The sequence below is a fragment of the Sodalis sp. RH24 genome (assembly GCF_047324145.1).
Taxonomy (GTDB): Bacteria; Pseudomonadota; Gammaproteobacteria; order Enterobacterales; family Enterobacteriaceae; genus Acerihabitans.
In genome coordinates this window covers 4176237-4196194 of sequence record NZ_CP178729.1, presented here as the reverse complement: position 1 = coordinate 4196194, position 19958 = coordinate 4176237, and the positions used below count along the sequence as shown (strand labels likewise).

Genomic DNA, 19958 nt, shown 5'->3' with positions numbered 1-19958 from the left:
GTTTAGCGGATCCGCTCACCGGATTCGCTGAACAGAAGACATTTTGCCGCATCGATGCCCAGGGTCAGTGTTTCCCCGTTGCTAATAGCGGTCAGCGCCCGCTGTTCAATCACCAACGCCTCGTCCCGCCCGGTATGCAAATACAGGTAATTGGTATGGCCCAGCCGCTCGGCAAAATCCAGCACGCCGCTAAACCGCACCTCCGCCCCTTCAGCGGCCAGGAAATGCTCCGGCCTGATGCCCAAGGTAACCGGACGATCCCGGGCCAGCGCGCCGCTCACCCGTACCACCAGGTGATCCAACCCTAGCTCGGGGACCGCCAGGCGCGCCCAGCCCGGTTCACTGCCCACCACCGTGGCCGGTAGAAAATTGATTTTCGGCGAGCCGATAAATCCGGCGACAAAGATATTATCCGGATCATGATACAACTCGAGGGGCGCGCCCACCTGTTCAATGCGGCCCTGGCGCAGCACGACGATACGATCGGCCAGCGTCATCGCTTCCAGCTGATCGTGCGTAACATAAATCATTGTATTGCCCAGCTTTTCATGCAGGCGGGCAATTTCGATACGCATTTTCAGGCGCAGCTCGGCGTCAAGGTTCGATAGCGGCTCGTCAAACAGGAAGATGCGCGGCTTACGGATAATCGCCCGGCCGATGGCCACCCGCTGGCGCTGGCCGCCGGACAGGGCGCGGGGTAAACGATCGAGGAACTCGGTAAGATGCAGCACCGCGGCGGTGCTGTTCACCTGCTGTTCAATATCCCGTTTACTGTATTTCGCCACCTCCAGCGGATAGCGCAGGTTACCGCGAACCGTCATATTGGGATACAACGCATAAGACTGGAATACCATGGCGATGCCGCGATCGGTCGGCGCGCTGTGGGTAATATCCTGGCCATCGACGCTCAGGGTTCCGCCTGATATTTCCTCCAGACCGGCAATCATCCGCAGCAGGGTCGATTTACCGCAGCCGGAGGGACCGACAAATACCACAAATTCGCCGCTGTGGATCTGCAGATCGATGCCGTGGATAACATTGATTTTGTCATAGGATTTTTTTATCCCCCGAAGCTCTACGTTGGCCATCTATGTCCCCGTTTACAGTATTTGTCCCATATAGATGGCCTGGCTCCGGTGCAACAACCGGAACCCGAGCCGTTCATAAAACGCGCAGACGGGTTCATTCTTCAGGCTCACGCCGAGGTGAACGCCTGTGACGCCGGCGCGCCGCAGCGCCTCCAGCTCCGTTTCAATCATCCGCCGTCCCTGGCCGCCGCCCTGGGCCTGCGGCAGGATATTGATATGCAGGTGCGCCGGATACTGCTCGAGCAGGCCGGCTTCCTTGCTCTGCGGCTGGCGAATAAAATCCAGCACGCCTTCATCGAGCGGCAACAGCGCCCGGCGATCGGCCAGTTTTTCCCTAAGCCCCGGCCACCAGTCGCGCTGCAGCCGCTGCTCGAACGCCGCGGTATCGCGCGCGGCGACGACATACCCGAGGATATGGCCGTTTTCCTCCAGAACAAACGCCAGTTCCGGTTCAAAAATGGCGTACGGCATCACGAAACGCAGCCCGGGATAAGCCGGATCGCTGTAAAGCGCACTGGCGTCCGTGCCGGCATTCGCGGTTTTCAGGCAGATCTCAGACAGCGCGGCGCGATCGCGCTCCGCGGCCTGCCTGATCAAAAATGGGGAAGAGGACATAACAACCGGTCTCCATTGCGTTCCCAGGAATAAGGATTAATACACTAAGGAAAACATACTTAGTTCGCAAGTTATAATAATTATATTATATGGTTCAAAAAAATGACGGCAATCGCAACATCAACGCCACCAGACATAAAAGTGATGACCGCTTGCTGGGTGAATATCTTTAATGATGCATAATCATCGGTTTAGGATTTTACCGCTGAAAATACCGCGCCATCAGGGCGCTAAACTATAAGATAAAATGATAGAGCGATAAATAACTTAATGAAATACAAAACAAAAAAATGAACCCTTTACTTTTCGGTATAGAGATCCGTTATGCTGTCTCCTGATTGTTTTATCTCTCGATTGTCCTTGAATTCATTCTGTAGCCAGTTCTTTTATCCTGTATCCGCGCCGGACCGGCGATAAACAAAAGAACATTGACTTTATTTTTACCATAAAGTAAGTATTAAAGGAGAACCTGTCAGCCGTTTTCCGCCGGTGAATCCATGTCGTTTTCTCCCCGGCGCAATGGGCTTATTATCTTGTGATGGAGGTCAAAACCACCATGTCCTATTTAGTCACTACTTCCCGCCGGTCCTCTTACCGCGCAGACGGACTTTCCCTCCATCGCATCAAGCTGGCGCTGGCGGGAAGCCTGCTCGGTCTCTGCGCGCTCAGCGGCGCGCAGGCGCAAACCCTCACCACCTGGGATGTATGGAACTACCCCGCCCAGGATGCGTTGATGAAGCAGACCGTTACGCAGTTTGAGCAGCAAAATCCCGGTCTGAAGCTCGATCGTTCCGTCCATGCCTCCGCCGATACGCGCATCCCGCTGAAGCTGTCGCTGACCTCCGGCGAAGGCCCGCAGGTGGCGCAGGTTAATCAGGGCGGCGGCGATATGGGCGCGTTGGTACATGAAAAACTGCTCTATTCCTTGGATGATTACGCCAAAACCTATCATTGGGAGCAGCGGTTCCCCGCCTCCATTCTAAAACGCAACCGGTGGTCGGATCATAATGACTTCGGCGAAGGACATCTGTATGGGGTGGCCAGCCTCGGGGAAATGGTCGGCTTGTACTACAACAAGAAATTGCTTGATCAGGCGGGCGTCGCGGTGCCAAAAAATATGGACGAGTTTGAGGCGGCCCTGCCAAAACTGCAGCAGCAAGGCATCGCGCCCATGATGATGGGATTGCTTGACAGCAACGGCGGGCCCCATTTGCTGATGATGCTCTGGCAGGATCAAATCGACAGCAAGGATCGAAAACCCCTTGACGATCTGATCTATGGCAAAGGCGGCACGTTCCATGATGCGAAACTGTTAAAGGCCGCCACGTTAATGAAAACCTGGGCGGACAAGGGGTATTTCTTCCCCGGCTACCAGGGCATCGGCAACGATGACGCCGCCACGCTGTTCCAGAACGGCCAGGCGGCCTTTTTTATCAGCGGCACCTGGTACATGGGGCAACTACAGGAAAACAAAGATATCCACTTCGCCGACCTGCCGCCGTTTCCCGGCGTGACATCACCGCTGATGGTGGGCGGCACCGATTTGCCATTCTCTATTACCTCCACCGCCAAGACCCAGCAGCAGCGTGATATCGCGGCCAAATTCATCAATTACCTGGTCTCCGACCACATGGCCGAGGCCTGGCTGAAGGCGGGTTTCCTGCCGGCCAGCGCCGATAAAAACGCCAAAATTCCGGCTGATAACCCGTTATTGGCCGAGATCTACCGAGTCTGGATCAAGGTCAGCGACTATGACGGCCTGGGCCATTATATCGACTGGGCCACCCCCACCATGATCAACGCGCTGCAAGAGCATGTGCAACTGTTGCTGGCGGGCAAGGAGAGCCCGCAGCAGTTAACCGACAAACTCGATGAGAACTATCAGCAATACATCAAGACGCTAACGCATTAACCCCAGGACGCCGCTCCGGTGCGCGGGCATAACGCGGGCCGGGACGGCGGCTCCTTTTATTTCGCATCAAGAGGCGTATCAATGCTTAATAAGTCCAGTTTGCAAAATATGCTGTACATTTTGCCCTCGCTGCTTATCTACTCGGTGTTTTTATTGATACCCCTGCTGATCACCTTTTGGGCCAGCCTGACCGAATGGGACGGCACCTCATGGCCGGTCTTCATCGGCCTTGGCAACTATATCCGCATGCTGCTCGACCCCGTGTTCTGGATCTCCATCGGCAATAACGCCCTGCTGCTGCTGTTTTACACTTTATTTCCGATTATCATCGGCCTGGCATTATGCAGTTTCCTAAGCGACGCCCGTCCCGCCGAGCGCGGTTTGCTGCGCATCCTGTTTTTCCTGCCGTATATCATGCCGATGGCGGTGCTCGGCGTCGTCTGGCGCTGGCTGTATAACCCGGCGTTCGGCCCGATCGATCAGCTGTTGCGCGCCATCGGGCTGCCGCACCTGGCCCGCGCCTGGCTGGGCGATTTCGACTGGGCGCTGGCGGCGGTGGGCATGGTGGCCACCTGGTATTTCTTTGGTTTCTGCCTGGTGCTGTTTATGGCGGGCATCCAGCGCATGGACCCGTCGTTGCTGGAAGCCGCCGAGCTGGAAGGATCGTCCCATCGGCAAAAATTCATGCGCATCACCCTGCCGTCATTACTGCCGGAAATTCGCGTCGCGCTGCTGCTGACGGTGATTGCCGGCATCAAGGCCTTCGATCTGGTGTATGTAATGACGCGCGGCGGTCCCGGCACCTCTACCCTGGTGACCAATATTTATATGTTCCAGCAGGGGTTTGATTTACGCCATTTCGGTTATGCCTCGGCGGTGGCGATTGTCGGTATGGGACTGGTTTTTATTATCAACGGATTGATTCACTTTGCTATTCGGGAGCGACGCTAATGCGCGGTATTCCATTGTATACGCGGGGCTTGTTGTGGCTGTTTGCCCTCATTACCATCCTGCCGTTCGCCCTGGCGTTGTTAACCTCGTTCAAAACACAAACGGAACTGTTCCAGGGGGTATTTACCCTGCCCTCCGGCCTCAGTTTTGCCAACTACATTTCCGCCTGGCGCGACGGTCATTTCCAGATTTATTTTACCAATTCCGTGCTGGTGGTATTCCCGGTGATTATCATCAGCCTGCTGGCGGGTATTCCCTCCGGTTTCGCCTTCGCATTTTTGCGGCTGCCGGCGAAAAAATTTATCGCATTCCTGCTGGCCATCGGCATGGTGCTGCCGTCGGAAGCCTATATTATCCCGCTGTATCATGAGATCCACTGGATCGGGCTGAATAATAATTATCTGGCGTTAATACTGCCGCAGGTGGCGATGTCGATTCCTTTTACCACCCTGATGGTGGCCAGCGCCTTTTCACAGGTGCCGAAAGAGTTACTGGAAGCGGCGGTAATGGACGGGGCGAGCCGCTGGAAAATCTTGTGCGGCCTGCTGGTCCCGGCCATTGTGCCCACCTTGTCCACCCTGGCCCTGCTACTGTTTATCTGGACCTGGAACGAGTTCCTCATTCCCCTGATCCTGGTGAATAAAGAAGAGCTGCGCACCTTGCCTATCGGCATGATGTTTTTCCAGAATCGCAATACCATCAATATTCCGGTGCTGATGGCGGGCGCCACCATCGCCATATTGCCCCTGGTGGCGGTATTTTTACTGTTCCAACGCAGATTTATTCATGGCATCACCGAAGGTGCGGTAAAATAAGGGCGTGGATCCTCACGCGCAACCTGTTAGGATTAGCCTCTTTTTGAGGAACCGTATCATGAGTAAATTACCGGAAGACTGGCAAGACGAACAGCCCGCGGCGCAGCCCGCCGAAGAAGACGACGACGAGATTATCTGGGTCAGCAAAAGCGAAATCAAACGCGATGCCGAAGCCCTGAAGGAACTTGGCGTCGAACTGGTCGATCTTGGCAAGAACGCATTGGAAAAAATCCCGCTGGACGATGACCTGCTCGCCGCCATAGAACTGGCGCAGCGCATCAAAAAAGAGGGGCGCCGCCGCCAGATCCAGCTGATTGGCAAGATGCTGCGCGCACGCGATCCCGAGCCCATCCAGCAGGCGCTGGATAAGCTGAAAAACCGTCACAACCAGCAAATCACCCTGTTCCATAAGCTGGAAAACCTGCGCGACCGCCTGATAGATCAGGGCGACGACGTGGTGGAGGAAGTGATGGCGCTGTATCCCGAGGCGGACAGGCAGCAGTTGCGTTCGCTGGTGCGTAATGCGCAAAAGGAGAAAGCGGCCAACAAACCCGCCAAGACCTCCCGCCAGATTTTCCAGTACCTGCGTACCGTCGCCGGCGATAAATAAGCCGGCGTCAGCGCAGGTTAAAGCGCAGCCGGCCGTCCAGCTCCTCTTCCGCCTCGTCAAACAAGAGGATCAACGCGCCGAAACGGCGTTTTTTTGAAGCATTAAGATGCACGAACTCTATTTCCACCGGCAGCGGCAGCCGGCTGGTAACGGTTTGCCATAAATCATCCAGATTGGCGGCGCACGGCTCGCTCAGGGAGAACTGACGGCCAAAATCACGGTAAAAGGCCGGCAGATCGGGTATCTGGTTAAAATCAAAGGATACTTTCCCCATCAAGCTTTCTCCGCACTGCAGGTTGTTAATTTTATGTTGCCCATCGCTCCGTCAGTATGCCACACAACGATTACCGGTCATGGTGTAAAAGTGGCGGCGCAAAAAATTAATCATAAGCCACCAAGATGCAGCGTTTTCACTTCCAGGTAATCGTCCATGCCAAGCACGGAACCTTCCCGGCCCAGTCCGGATTCCTTGACGCCGCCAAACGGCGCCACCTCGGTCGATACCGCGCATTCATTTACGCCCACCATGCCGCTTTCCAGCCGGGCGGACACGCGGAATACGCGCTGCAGGTTTTGCGTATAGAAATAGGCCGCCAGACCGAACGGCGTATTATTGGCGCGTTCGATCACTTCCTCCTCGGTGTCAAAGCGGAAACACGCCGCCACGGGACCGAAGGTTTCCTCATGCGCCAGCTTCATCTCCTCACTGGCGTCCCTGATAACCGTAGGCTGGAAAAAATTACCCCCGAGCTGATGCGGCTTGCCGCCGGTAACCGCCCGTCCGCCTTTGGCCAACGCGTCGGCGACGTGCTCCTGCGCTTTTTCCAGGCCGGCGCGGTTAATCAACGGCCCGACCACCACGTCCTGCTCCATGCCGTTACCAACCTTTAACCGCTCCACCTCGCGCGCCAGGCGGGAAACAAATTCGTCGTAGACGCCGGACTGGATATAAGAACGGTTCACGCTGACGCATACCTGGCCGGCGTTGCGGAATTTATTGGCGATGGCGCCCTTTACCGCGGCGTCGATATCCGCATCGTCAAACACAATATACGGCGCGTTGCCGCCCAGTTCCATGGAGATCTTTTTCATGGTGTCGGCGGCGTTGCGCATCAGCGTCTTGCCCACCGCGGTGGAACCGGTAAAGGTCACCTTGCGCACGCGGTCGCTCGCCATAATGGCGTCGCTGATGGCGTGGGTATCCCCCGCCACGCCGTTAACCACCCCTGGCGGCACGCCGGCCTGCTGCGCCAGCGCCAGCAGGGCGAAGGCGGACAGCGGCGTATTGTTGGCCGGTTTTATCAGCGCGGTACAGCCCGCCGCCAGCGCCGGCCCAAGCTTGCGCGTCAGCATGGCCAGCGGAAAGTTCCACGGCGTAATGGCCGCCACCACGCCCACCGGTTCGCGGGTGGCGAAAATCCGGGAATGCGCTTTGGCCGGTGGGATGATCTCGCCGTTAACGCGCTTGGCCTGCTCGGCGAACCATTGGATAAAGCTTGCGGCATAGGCGACTTCGCCCTGCGCTTCCTTTACCGGTTTTCCCTGTTCCGCCGTCATCAGCCGCGCCAGATACGCCTGGTTCTCCATAATCAGGCCGTACCAGCGGTACAGGATTTCAGAACGTTCCTTGGCGGTTTTGGCGCGCCAGGCGGGGAACGCCGCGTCGGCGGCGGCGATGGCGGCCTCGGTTTCACGTTTGCCGCTTTTGGCCACGTTGGCGATAAGCTTGCCGGTGGCCGGATTCACGACCTCAAAGGTGTCCTGAGCGCCCAGCCATTCGCCGTTGACCAGATAGCCGGTCTTGAACAGCGGGTGGTCCTGTAGGTGTAAGTGCTCGCTCATTGTTATCCTCCCCTTTATGCCCCCCGTCGCGGGACGGCGTGCAGTTGCGGTGTAACGCCCCGGCCGCCGCAGGATACCGGCTCCCGGACGCGCCGCGGCGTAAGAAATATGGTTTAAGTATAGATGCTGGTTGCGGGATGGGCGGCCGGGTACGGGGAAAAGCCGCCCAGGCGGATTAATCGCTGAGCGCGTGACGGTAACGGAACAGGGTGTCGGTCAGGCGCCGCACGGATTCGGTAATATCGGGCGTGGCCTGGTAATGAAGCAGTTTGTCATGATAAATACGCAATTCCGCCAGTAATTGATCGAAATGTTTCCGGCGGCGGATGTCGCTGCGGGCGACCAGCACCCGGTCGGCGGTGGCGCGGATCTGGCGATGGTACGCCGAGAGATCGGCATTGGCCGGAATATCCGCCAGGCGCAGTCGCTGGTGGATAATGATAAGCGTCAGCGCCAGGCGGTATTTGGCGATATCCACAGGGAATAGCGTCAGTAGCTGGAACAGCTGCTGGTACAGCGCCGGCAGATGATTTTCCTGGCGCCGCGCCTTGTTGGTGGACAGGGCCGATACCGCGCCGTACACAAAGCGGTTCAGCAATACCCGACCGATGCGCGCCTTGGAACCGTCCCGGATGAGCAGGATCACCAGCGTCGCCAGGCCGCAGCCGATAATCTGGCCGATGGCACTGTCGAGGAAGGTGTTAATGGAAAAGCTCATGGGATTGGCCAGCACCAGCACATTGATGGTCCCCGCCAGGGTGCCGAGCGTGCCGAGGCGCCGCTTTTGCACCTCGATGCCGATGATAAACGCCAGTACCCCCAGCGCAATGCACAGCAACAGCAGACTTTGCTGGGTGGCGGGCATGATCACCATATAATACAGCGCGCCGATGGGCAGCGCCGCCGACATGCCGATCATAAAATCCTTGCAGACCATCCAGGGGTTGGGCAAGCGCATGGCCAGCGACGTCACCACGGCAATCATCACCATGCAGCTGCTGCCGGACGTCCAGCCGGTCCAAAGCCAGAACAGGCAGCCCAGCGCGGTGGCGACGCCGGTGCGCAGTCCGTTAATCATGGCGTGATGCCGTTCGGCGGAGGGGGCCGAAATGATCACCTGATCGACCAGCACCTGCTCCTCAATTTTGCTGATACGCGCGTTGCTCTTTACCCCTTTCGCCAGCAGCAAAAACCGGGTTGCCGCACCCACCCAGGTATACAGGACCTGCGGGGTATCGCGGGCGGGCGTGGCGGCGATGACCTGGCGCATCAGCTTCATGCGCTTATGGATATCCCCCACGGTGTCGACCGGCTCGTTTAACAGCAGCCGCAGATGCGGCGCGATAAAGTCAGGGCGCACCTGCAAGATCAGGAAGGCTTCGCAGGCCTGGGTAATCAGGGTCAGCGACAGGGTATTGATCGCGCGCAGGCGCCGGTTGCAGCGCTGCCAGCGCGAGGATTCCATCATCAGGTTGACGCGCATGCCGTCGAGGGCGGTGGTAAATTTCACCAGATCGCCCCAGGCTTTATCCACCTCTTCTTTCGCCGCGCCGTTAAGGCACAGTAGTAGCAGTCGGTACTGATCCAGCAGTAGCTGGTCCACCGCCCGGTCGATATCCTGTTTTATCGAGCGGGGCGAAAACAGGATATCCGCCAGGATGGCGCAGACGATACCCAGCACGATTTCGCTGCAGCGCTCAACGGCAAACTGCGGCGTCACCTGGGGCTGGCTTTGGATACTGACGATAATAATCAGCGCGGTGTATCCGGCCAGGCCCAGGGCATAGGAATTCTGTACCCGCACCACCGTGGAGATCCACATGCAGGCGCCGGCCCAGATACAGCTTAACAGCAGCATCACCACCGGGGCGCGGATGGTGAGGGTAATAATCACCAGCGCCCCGGCGCAGCCGATAAAAGTGCCGATGATGCGCAGCATGCCGCGATGGCGGATAGCGCCGGCAAAAGGCTCGCCGCCGGCGGCAAAGGCCGGGCCGGCGGCCACGATGGCGGCGGTCAGCACCGACCAGCGCGGCGTTTCCAACTGGAAATGAAAGCCCAGGAACAACGCCAGCAGAATGGCAAAGGTGAGCTTGACCGCAAAACGGCAGCGGAAAAATATCGGCGCCAGCAGTTGCAACATTATCGGGCCATCCGTTTAGCCGAACTCGCGCAGGCGATGCATCAGCTGCATCATCGGCGACAGCTCGCGCCGGTCGCGATCCTTACTGCCGGTGATCACCACCGTCGCGGTGGTGCCGGCCGGATAAAGATCTCCCTGCTGCGCGTCGAGGCGGATTTTAACCGGTACCCGCTGCGCCAGCCGCACCCATTCCAGGTTGGAGTCCACGGTCGCCATGCCCTTGGCATCCACGGCGCTGCTGCTGTTGGTCACCCCGGCGGCAATGCTGTCCACCGTGCCGTAGAGCACCAGATTGCTGCCCAGCGGCGTGATTTCCACACGAAAGCCCGGACGCACTTTTTCCAGTTTGGTTTCTTCCATATAGGCCAGCAGGTAGAACGAATTGCGTTTTACCAGCGCCACCGACACCGTGCCGCGGGTGATAAATTCACCGGCATGCACATTGAGGTTGGTGATCCAGCCTTCAGCGGGCGCGCGCACCGTGGTGCGCTCCAGGTCAATTTTCGCCAAATCCCTGACCGCCACCGCTTTCGCCAACTGATGGCCGACGGTGGTCAAATCATTGCTGGACTGATCGATGGCTTCCTGCGACATGGCATTGGTGCCCAACCGCAGCCGGCGTCCCGCCTCGCGACGTTTCTCGGCCACCAGGGCCTGGTAATAATCTACATCGGCCTGCGCTTCGTCCAGCGCCTGCTGGTAGCGCGGCTGATCGACCACGAACAGTACCTGCCCCCGCGTCACCAGTTGGTTATCGCTCACCCGCACATCGGTCAGCAGGCCGCTGACATCCGGGGAGATCGCCACCACATCGGCGGTAAATTTGGCATCGCGCGTCCAGGGCGATTCGGTATAGAACACCCATGCCCGGAAAATGGCGACGGCGGCAATCAGTACCAATAGCAGAGTAATCGCAATCCTGATTATTTTTATTGCAACAGTTTTCACAGCGACCTCAAACAAAAAGACACGAAATCAGATAAAACACGCAGCAATACAACGCGGTATTAAACAAGGCCGGATGCCAGACGAAATCGTAAATGCCCGTCGGCTGCAATAGGCGACGCAGCAGCATGAACACGGCCATCGACACCAGCAGCTCAAAAAACACCGGGGGAAACGACAGGCCGAAGATCACCATAACCGGCAGCAAACTCATGACATTTTCCTTACCTTTTCCCGTTTGACCGTTGCCGGCAACCCCAAACGCGTCCTGCCCGCCACGGCATCCTTCCTCACGGCCATGGGCGGCATACGCGGATGTAAACGCGGCTAAGTATAGAACTCAGGAAGGTGATCGAGGGTTATTCCCGGCGGATAAAACCCATTGAGGCAGCGTGGCGAAAACGCCCCCACAATGTTACTGTTTATTTCAAAGCAATAAAGACATCTGAAAAACAGGGGCGGCAATGCGCGATCAGATGAACCGACGGGTATATAGTAGCCTTTACTGACTGGCATTTTCAATATTATGTGATCTAAATCACTTTTCACTCAGGCTTAACAATGGAAAGACTGAAACGTATGATGGTATTCGCCAAGGTGGTGGAAGGCGGCTCGTTTACCTCCGCCGCCCGGCAACTGCAGATGAGCGTATCGTCCATCAGCCAGACCGTGGCGAAACTGGAAAACGAACTGCAGGTAAAACTGCTTAACCGCAGCACCCGCAGCCTGGGCCTGACCGAGGCCGGCAAGATTTATTATCAGGGCTGCCGCCGTATGCTGCTGGAGTTCCAGGAGGTGCATGAGCAGCTCTACGCTTTTAACAATACCCCGATCGGCACGCTGCGCGTCGGCAGTTCGTCCACCATGGCCCATAACGTCCTGGCGACCATCACCGCCGATATGCTGAAGGAATATCCGGGACTGTCGGTAAACCTGGTAACCGGCATACCGGCGCCGGATTTGATCGCCGACGGCTTGGATCTGGTGGTGCGGGTGGGCGCGCTGCAGGATTCCAGTCTTTTTTCACGCCGTCTCGGCGCCATGCCGATGGTGGTTTGCGCCGCCAAAAGCTACCTGGCCGCCCACGGCACGCCGGAAAAGCCCAGCGATATGGCTAATTTTTCCTGGCTGGAATATGACGTCAGGCCGGACAGCGAATTCGAGCTGGTGGCCCCGGAGGGTATCACCCTGCATCTGGCGCCGCAGGGCCGTTTCGCCACCAACGACTCACAGACGCTGATCCGCTGGCTGACCGCCGGCGCCGGCATCGCCTATGTGCCGATCATGTGGGTTCTGGATGAGATAAAGCAGGGCAATGTGGAGATTTTATTCAATCGCTATCTTTCCGACCCGCGGCCGGTGTATGCGGTGTATACCCAGAAGGATAAATTGCCGCTGAAGGTGCAGGTGTGCATCAACGCCATGCATGAATACTTTAACAATGTCACGGCGGTCTACCAGGCGTTCCGCCAGGATACCATGTTCTGATATCCCGGCGGGGCAGGACTCAGGCGGTGCCGCCGACGGTGATATTGTCGAGCTTAAGCGTGGGCTGGCCGACGCCGACCGGCACGCTCTGGCCTTCCTTGCCGCACACGCCGACCCCTTTATCCAGCGCCAGGTCATTGCCGACCATGGAGATTTTCTGCATCGCCTCGATGCCGGAACCGATCAGGGTCGCGCCTTTAACCGGATGGGTTACCCGGCCGTTTTCGATCAGATAGGCCTCGGACGTGGAGAAAACAAATTTGCCGGAGGTGATATCCACCTGGCCGCCGCCGAAGTTGGGCGCATACAGGCCATATTCGACGCTGGCGATAATCTCCTCGGGCGTGGACTGACCGGCCAGCATATAGGTGTTGGTCATGCGCGGCATCGGCAAATGCGCGTAGGACTCGCGCCGGCCGTTGCCGGTGGGCGCTACGCCCATCAGCCTGGCATTGAGCTTATCCTGCATATACCCTTTGAGAATGCCATTTTCGATCAGCATATTATATTGTCCGGGCACCCCTTCGTCATCGATGGCAAGCGAACCGCGCAGGCCGGCCAGCGTGCCGTCATCCACCACGGTGCATAACGGCGAGGCCACCAATTGGTCCATCTGTCCGCTGAACACCGAGCTGCCGCGACGGTTAAAATCGCCTTCCAGTCCGTGGCCCACCGCTTCATGCAGCAGCACGCCAGGCCAGCCGGCGCCCAGCACCACCGGCATGGCACCGGCCGGCGCCGCCACGGCAGACAGATTAACCAACGCCATGCGCACCGCTTCCCGCGCCCAGCTGTCGGCACGCACGTCGCCGTCGACGCTCTCAAGGAAAAAGTCATAACCAAAACGGCCGCCGCCGCCGCTGGAACCACGCTCGCGTTTGCCGTCCTGCTCAACCTGAACGCTGATGGACAGGCGCACCAGCGGGCGCACATCCGCCGCCAGGGTACCGTCGCTGGCCGCCACCAGGATCTGTTCATACACGCCGGACAGGCTGGCATTCACTTCCTGCACCCGGGGGTCGGCGGCGCGCGCGACTTTATCCACCCGATGCAATAAGGCGATTTTCTCTTCACGCGGCAGGCTGTTAAGCGGATCACGCTGCGTATAGAGGGATTTATAAGGAACTTCGCCCAGGGTATGCACCCGGCCGTTGCCCTGCTCGCTGACAATGCTGCGCGCCGCGTTGACGCTTAATTGCAACGCGTTAAGGGTGAGCTGATCGGCATAGGCGAAGCCGGTTTTTTCCCCGCTGACCGCACGCACGCCGACACCCTGGTCAATGTTATAGGATCCATCTTTGATGATGCCGTCCTCAATCACCCAGGACTCGTGGTAGCTGGATTGGAAATAGAGATCGGCATAATCCAGACGACGTTCGCTCATCTGGCCTAACAGCGAAAAAAGATCTTCGTGACTCAGGTTGTTGGCCGCGAGTAATTGCTCACTGACAAAAGTCAGACTCATAGGTTTTCACTCTTATTAATGATGGATTGGCCAGCAACGGCTGGAATAATAATCGTACTAACAATCGTTATAGTCATATTTATAGACTGCGGCAATTCAACGCCGGCGTCAAATGCACGCTGATTATTTACTATGACCCGCCGGTGTGCGCGGCTGGCGCAGCACTTCCTCGATTTTCGGCTGATCCAGGCTGCCGGTGATGTGATAGCGAATCACCGAGATTTTGTTCCACAGCGGCGCCAGGACCTTGCTGGCGGCGAATACCGCGGCGCCGACCACCGGATTGATGGCAAACGCGGCGGCAACCCCGACGGTGGCGGAGATTTCCGGCGCTATCACCGCTTCCATATCAATGCGCTGCGCGTTCAAATCCACCTGGCCGTTCATGGCGATGTCCGCTTCCAGGCCATCAATCAGCGAGTCGTTGGTATGCAGCACACCGTCTTTAATCCAGGCGGTACCTTTAATGGAGTCAAAATAGAATCCTTTACCGAAGGTGTCGCGGAAATCGAACTGGAGCTTGCGCAACAGCGCGTCGAAGCTAATCAGGCGCAATAGCCTGCCCGCCTGGCCGCTGCTGAGATTATCGATCTTGCCTTTGCCGAGATTGGTGTGCAATACGCCGTTCAGGCTGGCGATCTCGGGTGTCCAGGGCAGCGACTGCCAGTGAAGATCGTAATCCAGGTTAAAAGGCGCGTCGCGCAATGGGGTGTCGATGCCGACATAGTCCGCCGCCTCGCCGATATTTTTACCGCTCAGTTTGCCTTTGACCGAGGTCAGGTTTTGCCGGCCGGTGCGCGACCATCCGCCTTCAAGCGTCAGCCGGGATTTGCCGGTATCCACCAGGCCATGGCTCAGCGCCAGGGTATTTTTCTGCGGCGTCACATCCGCCTCGACCCGGCCCAGATTTTGCCCCAGCAGCCAGCACTCCTGGCAACGCAGCTGCAGTGCCGGCCAGTCGCTAAAGCCGGCGGCCGGGTCGTCATCCTGGAAGAGCGTATCGCCAGCCGCGCCGTTTTTCGGCCACAGCGGATTATAATAAAGGTAACGGATATCCGCCCGCCAGGGGCCTTGGTTCGCTAGCGCCAGCTTGCCGTCGATTTCCTTGCCGCGGGCTTCAACGACGCTGCCGCCCAGGGTATTGCGGCGCGTCAGAGACAGCGCGTGCCATTGCTGGCCGCCCAGGGCCAATAACGGTGTATTCAGCGTCAGGGCATCCGGGAAACGGAACCGGCTGGCCACCGCTTTGCCCGCCGAGCGGGACTGCGGCGTCATTAACGCCAGCCATTTTTCGCCGTCCAGCGCCGGTAGATTCAGCGTCAGGCTTTTGCCGTCCGGCAGCGGCGGTATCCTGGCGTTATCGGTGGCCCAGGCGCCGCGCGCAAGCGTAACCAGCTTGCCCAACTGCCATTCGCTGTTAAAGGCATTATTCTTGCCGGCATGCCCGCTCAACGTAAAGCCCGTCAGCCCGCCCTGGGCCTTGACCGCTAATGGGAACGGCTGGCCGGCCGCTTTATCCAATGGCGCAGGTAAGTGACTGCTTACATTTTTTAAATCGGCAGTGACATCCACGGTATATGTGGGTTTGCCTTGCAACGGCAAGGTTATCGCCATCACGCTCTGCCAGGAGGCCCGTCCCCCCAGCGCTTTCGCCATGGGTTCGGGCAGGCCGGACAAATGGGCCACCGACCAGTCCCCTTGCATATCGACGTTGATATCAAAGCTTTTTTGCAGCTCTTGCGTCGTGAAGCGCACCGCTACCGGCTGTCCCAGCCACTGTGCCGACAGCATATCGCTGTCCAGGTTGCCATTATGGTAGCGGAACTGGCCGTTCAGGTTGTTCATGGTGGTGCCCAGCGGCTTAATCAGCAGGCTGTTGTCGGCCAGATTCACCTGACCCGATGCGGTGACTGCCTGGCCGCTAAGGGGTATGGATAGGTGTAAGTCCCCACTAACATTGCCGCCGACCTGCAGCTCGGCAAGCGCCGCGCCAAGGGATTTCTGCAGCGGAGTCTGGTTAAAATAGGCGCCGATGGCCGGGCCGGACCCGCTGACATCCGCATCCACCAACAGCAGCTGTTTGGAATAATCGGGGATGGCGGCCACGATATTACTGCCGGTCGCCTCGCCCAGCTTCGCCTGCGGCGCGCGCATAAACAAACCGTCGTTCAGGAAGTCCAGATCGATACTCAGATCGGTCAGCCGCGGCCAGCCGGGTTCAAATTCATAGTCCGCATGGCGCAGCGGCACCAGTACCTCGAATTGCCCGTCGTTATGCTTAAACGGGAATTGTTTGGGATCGCCGGCAAAGACCAGCGTGGCGTTATCCACCTGCCCGCCTTTCAACGCGCCGGTGAGGTAATTGACCAGGTGGGTGCCCATTAACGGCTCGGGAAAATAGCGCCAGACCTGGGCGGCATCATACAAGCGCAGACCGGACAGCACATCCAGCCACGGATCACCGTTGAGGGGCTGATGAAAATAAAAGTCCCCGGTCGCCCACAGCGAGGTGGCCTGCAGATCGATATCGCTGCCCCATAACCGCAGGCCCTGCTCATCATTGCGCCAGTCAAGGGCGGCCCTGGCCCGCTGCACTTCCAGCGGCGCGCGGAACATATCTTTATACGGCAAGGTGCTGTTATCCAGCGCCAGGTTTAGCCGGCCGGCGGCAAGGGTTCCCGCCACCGAACCGCCGACATGATCCACGCCCGGCAGGAGTTGCCATTGCTGCCAGCTGAGATCGCGCCAGTCGCTCTGGAAACGGATTTTTTCCGGGTTATTAAGCGGAATATCCAGCGCCAGGGTGGACAGTACCCCTTTGGGCTGCAGATCCTGCCAGCGGGCGCGCAGGTTAGGTGTAATAATGGATATCAGCGGCAAGAAGGGACTGAAACGCTGCAGCTCCAGGTTTTTCGCCCGCAGGCGGATTTCCCCGGCCCTGTCGGGCGCGAACAGATGATTCTTTTCCGGCAGCCAGAACAGCGAGAGCGCGCCGGGCGCCCAGGATTCCCCGTCGGTGGCGATGTTGAGCACCGGCACGTCCATTTGCCATCCGTCGCCCTGTTTGCTCAGGTGCAGGGCCAATTTCGCCACGTCCACGCGGTGGTCCTGGCCTCCGTCCTGCCAGCTAGCCGTCCCCTGGCTGAAAAAGGCGTCGCCGCCGGTAATATCGCCATGATCCAGGCTCAGCCAGGCGGCCAGGCTGAAATCGGCCCGTTGCAAACCGGTCTGGCTTTGCACCCACTGGCTGAACCATGGCTTGAGATTGATATTATCGGCCTGCAAGTAGATCTTGCCGTTGTCCAGCAGACCGTTTTCATCATTGAGGTCCATGCGCAACTGGATCGCGCCCTGCTGCACATCAACGTTGGATAAGGCTATCTGTCCTTCCGCCCGGTGGCGCTGGCGTGAGTTGAGCCAGGTCAGTTGCGGCACCGAAAGCATGGTGCGCTCCCCCGAGGGCGTCAGGAAAGAGAGCTCGCTGTCGCGCAGGATAAAGTGATCGAACTGATGTAAAAACAGATCGGAAAGCTGGTCGGATTTAATGGGGCTGCCCTGATGGTCGCGGCCCAGCAGGGTGGTATTTAAATCCAGCTGCAATCGATAAAACGTGACGTCGCGAAATTGCCAGCGCCAGTGCAGCAGCGATTGCCAGACGTCCAGGGCCAGGGTAACGCGCTGGATACGCAACTGTTCATCGGCGGTAACGGATTCAATGGCGCGGATATCAAGCGTCGGGCCGAAGGACTGCCAGGTGCCGTGCAATTCACGTATCTGGACATGGAGTCCGGTAGCGGTGTTTAGGGTTTGGACAATTTGCGGGCGAAAGCTGTCCAGATGGGGCAACGCCAGGCGTAACGCACTGACCGCTAATGCCACCAGGACAATCAGGGTTGCACATAGGGCCAGCAATATCCCCGGCAGTCGCTTCACGCCTTTCTCCTTGCTTCCCGTCGCACCGCTTACGGCAAGTATTTATTTTTATCTCCTGCCCGCGTGTCATGCTCTACGCCGGGCCTGAATCCTCTGGCTACATCATCACGACGTCGAACTGTTCCTGACTGTAGAGCGGTTCGATCTGCACCTTAACCTGCTTGCCGACAAAAATCTCCACCTCCGCCAGCGCATGGGATTCGTCGCTTTTCAGCGCTTCGCCCACCGCCGCCGAGGCGTATACCAAAAAACGGTCGGATTCGTAGGCATGGTGCACCCGCACGATCTCGCGCATAATTTCATAACAAACGGTCTCAATGGTTTTCACCGTGCCGCGGCCATGACAAGTAGGACACTCGCTGCACAGCACATGTTCAATACTTTCACGGGTGCGTTTGCGGGTCATCTCCACCAGGCCGAGCTGGGAGAAGCCGTTGATGCCGGTTTTTACCCGATCCTTGCTCAGCGCCTGCTCCAGCGAATGCAATACCCGCCGCCGGTGTTCTTCATTAACCATATCGATAAAATCGATGATAATAATGCCGCCCAGGTTACGCAACCGCAGTTGGCGGGCAATGGCCTGGGTGGCCTCGATATTGGTGTTGAAGATGGTTTCATCCAGGTTCCGGTGGCCGACAAACGCGCCGGTATTAATATCGATGGTGGTCATCGCCTCGGTCTGGTCGATGATCAGATATCCCCCCGATTTCAGCTCGACTTTACGTTCCAGTGAGCGCTGGATTTCGTTTTCCACGTCATAAAGATCAAAGATAGGCTGTTTGCCGTTGTAATGCTCGAGCTTGTGGGTCATCTCCGGAATATATTCACCGGTAAACTCCACCAGCAGATCAAAGGTCAGGCGGGAGTCCACCCGGATGCGATCCAGCGCGGCGCCGGCAAAATCACGCAAGATGCGCTGCGCCAGCGCCAGCTCGCCGTAAAGCATATATTTGCTCTGGTTACGGCGTTTGCGCTCCATGACCTTGGTCCACAGGCGTTTGAGAAAAGCGGCATCCTGGGCCAGTTCCTCTTCGCCGATGCCTTCCGCCGCGGTGCGGATAATAAACCCGCCGTGCTCATCGCAGTAATCCGCCACGGTGCGCTTAAGGCGCTCGCGCTCTTCCTCGCTATCGATGCGTTGGGATACGCCGACATGGGACGCCCCGGGCATAAACACCAGGTAACGCGAGGGCAGCGTAATGTCAGTGGTCAGGCGCGCGCCTTTGGTGCCCAACGGATCCTTGACCACCTGTACAATGATGTCCTGTCCCTGCCTGACCAGTTCGGCAATATCGCGCACATGGAAGTTTTTCTGCTCTTCGCCGGCGACGCATTCGGTATGCGGCATGATATCGGACGCATGCAAAAACGCCGCCTTATCCAGGCCGATATCGATAAACGCCGCCTGCATGCCCGGCAGTACGCGGCTGACCCGGCCTTTATAGATATTACCAACAATACCCCGCCGGGCCTCGCGTTCAATGTGGATTTCCTGCAAAATGCCGCCGTCGATATAAGCGACCCGCGTCTCGGAAGGCGTGATATTAACCAGTAATTCAGCAGCCATGTTGTCCTCTCAGACTACGTAAAGCAATAAACTGGCAAAGCAATTCAGAGGTTTCCACCAGCGGCAAACCCACCACGCCGTGATAGCTTCCATTGATAGCCCTGACAAAAACCCCGCCCAATCCCTGGATGCCGTAAGCCCCGGCTTTATCCATGGGTTCACCGGAGGCAATATAGCGATGAATCTCCTGCGGCGACAACAGGCGGAATGTGACTTCGGTCACGACGCTGAGGCAAAGCTGATGCCCGGCGTCGGCAAAAGCGATCGCCGTCATCACCTGGTGGCATTGTCCCGAGAGGGCCGTTAACATCTCGGCGGCATGGGCGCCGTCGCGCGGTTTTTCCAGGATGCGGCCATCCAGCACCACGATGGTATCCGCTCCCAGCACCGGACGCGGTTCAGGAGCTATCGCCACGCCGGCCAACGCTTTTTCCAGCGCCAGCCGGCGCACATATTCCGGCGCCTTCTCCCCCGCGCGGCGCAGTTCCGCCACCGGGGCGCAGAGCACGTCGAACGGCACGTCCAGCAATGTGAGCAATTCCCTGCGCCTGGGTGAGCCGGAAGCCAGATATATCGCGGTCATA

At 58.1% G+C, this 19958-nt stretch carries 16 protein-coding genes; 5 read left to right on the top strand and 11 right to left on the bottom strand.

What is annotated here, in order from left to right; translation table 11 throughout:
- Positions 1–2 precede the first annotated feature (2 nt).
- Both ACL2XG_RS19050 and ACL2XG_RS19045 read right to left on the bottom strand, forming a co-directional pair.
- Positions 3–1088, bottom strand: coding sequence for an ABC transporter ATP-binding protein (locus ACL2XG_RS19050; RefSeq protein WP_413721535.1), 1086 nt, complete (start codon positions 1086–1088; stop codon positions 3–5).
- A 12-nt stretch (positions 1089–1100) separates the two neighbouring features.
- Positions 1101–1703 (bottom strand): GNAT family N-acetyltransferase, encoded by a 603-nt coding sequence (locus ACL2XG_RS19045; protein ID WP_413721536.1) that lies wholly within the window; start codon positions 1701–1703, stop codon positions 1101–1103.
- Between the two features lie 556 nt (positions 1704–2259).
- Between ACL2XG_RS19045 and ACL2XG_RS19040 the strand changes: the two genes are divergently transcribed.
- The 4 genes from ACL2XG_RS19040 to yjgA all read left to right on the top strand — a co-directional run bounded on the left by ACL2XG_RS19040 (position 2260) and on the right by yjgA (position 5991).
- On the top strand, positions 2260–3615 hold the full coding sequence (locus ACL2XG_RS19040; RefSeq protein WP_413721537.1) for an extracellular solute-binding protein: 1356 nt from the start codon (positions 2260–2262) through the stop codon (positions 3613–3615).
- An 81-nt stretch (positions 3616–3696) separates the two neighbouring features.
- Entirely contained in the window at positions 3697–4566 is an 870-nt protein-coding gene (locus ACL2XG_RS19035; RefSeq protein WP_413721538.1) for a carbohydrate ABC transporter permease, read from the top strand.
- A complete protein-coding gene (locus ACL2XG_RS19030) occupies positions 4566–5381 on the top strand; it encodes a carbohydrate ABC transporter permease (RefSeq protein ID WP_410013332.1) in 816 nt (271 codons plus the stop codon). Before ACL2XG_RS19035 ends, ACL2XG_RS19030 begins: the two co-directional genes overlap by 1 nt.
- A gap of 58 nt (positions 5382–5439) precedes the next feature.
- On the top strand, positions 5440–5991 hold the full coding sequence (yjgA, locus tag ACL2XG_RS19025; protein ID WP_410013331.1) for a ribosome biogenesis factor YjgA: 552 nt from the start codon (positions 5440–5442) through the stop codon (positions 5989–5991).
- A 7-nt stretch (positions 5992–5998) separates the two neighbouring features.
- Here the strand turns inward: yjgA and ACL2XG_RS19020 are convergent, their stop codons facing one another.
- From ACL2XG_RS19020 to aaeX, 5 genes are all read right to left on the bottom strand, one after another.
- Positions 5999–6265 (bottom strand): hypothetical protein, encoded by a 267-nt coding sequence (locus ACL2XG_RS19020; protein WP_410013330.1) that lies wholly within the window; start codon positions 6263–6265, stop codon positions 5999–6001.
- Between the two features lie 110 nt (positions 6266–6375).
- On the bottom strand, positions 6376–7833 hold the full coding sequence (locus ACL2XG_RS19015; RefSeq protein ID WP_413721539.1) for an NAD-dependent succinate-semialdehyde dehydrogenase: 1458 nt from the start codon (positions 7831–7833) through the stop codon (positions 6376–6378).
- A gap of 175 nt (positions 7834–8008) precedes the next feature.
- Complete coding sequence (gene aaeB, locus ACL2XG_RS19010) at positions 8009–9976, bottom strand: p-hydroxybenzoic acid efflux pump subunit AaeB (RefSeq protein ID WP_413721540.1); 1968 nt, start codon at positions 9974–9976, stop codon at positions 8009–8011.
- Between the two features lie 15 nt (positions 9977–9991).
- Positions 9992–10924 carry a p-hydroxybenzoic acid efflux pump subunit AaeA gene (gene aaeA, locus ACL2XG_RS19005; RefSeq protein ID WP_413721541.1) on the bottom strand — a complete coding sequence of 311 codons (933 nt, stop codon included), beginning with the start codon at positions 10922–10924 and terminating at the stop codon, positions 9992–9994.
- Between the two features lie 7 nt (positions 10925–10931).
- Positions 10932–11135, bottom strand: a complete 204-nt coding sequence (aaeX, locus tag ACL2XG_RS19000) for a p-hydroxybenzoic acid efflux pump operon protein AaeX (RefSeq protein ID WP_413721542.1) — start codon at positions 11133–11135, stop codon at positions 10932–10934.
- Positions 11136–11482: 347 nt separating this feature from the next.
- On the opposite strand from aaeX, the gene aaeR reads away from it, so the two are divergent.
- Complete coding sequence (aaeR, locus tag ACL2XG_RS18995) at positions 11483–12409, top strand: HTH-type transcriptional activator AaeR (protein WP_410013325.1); 927 nt, start codon at positions 11483–11485, stop codon at positions 12407–12409.
- A 19-nt stretch (positions 12410–12428) separates the two neighbouring features.
- Here the strand turns inward: aaeR and tldD are convergent, their stop codons facing one another.
- The 4 genes from tldD to ACL2XG_RS18975 form a co-directional block, all read right to left on the bottom strand.
- Positions 12429–13874 (bottom strand): metalloprotease TldD, encoded by a 1446-nt coding sequence (gene tldD / locus ACL2XG_RS18990; RefSeq protein WP_413721543.1) that lies wholly within the window; start codon positions 13872–13874, stop codon positions 12429–12431.
- Positions 13875–13997: 123 nt separating this feature from the next.
- Positions 13998–17807 (bottom strand): AsmA2 domain-containing protein YhdP, encoded by a 3810-nt coding sequence (gene yhdP / locus ACL2XG_RS18985; RefSeq protein WP_413721544.1) that lies wholly within the window; start codon positions 17805–17807, stop codon positions 13998–14000.
- 97 nt (positions 17808–17904) lie between these two features.
- Positions 17905–19374 carry a ribonuclease G gene (gene rng, locus ACL2XG_RS18980; protein WP_410013322.1) on the bottom strand — a complete coding sequence of 490 codons (1470 nt, stop codon included), beginning with the start codon at positions 19372–19374 and terminating at the stop codon, positions 17905–17907.
- On the bottom strand, positions 19364–19957 hold the full coding sequence (locus ACL2XG_RS18975; RefSeq protein ID WP_413721545.1) for a Maf family protein: 594 nt from the start codon (positions 19955–19957) through the stop codon (positions 19364–19366). Before ACL2XG_RS18975 ends, rng begins: the two co-directional genes overlap by 11 nt.
- Position 19958: the final 1 nt, after the last annotated feature.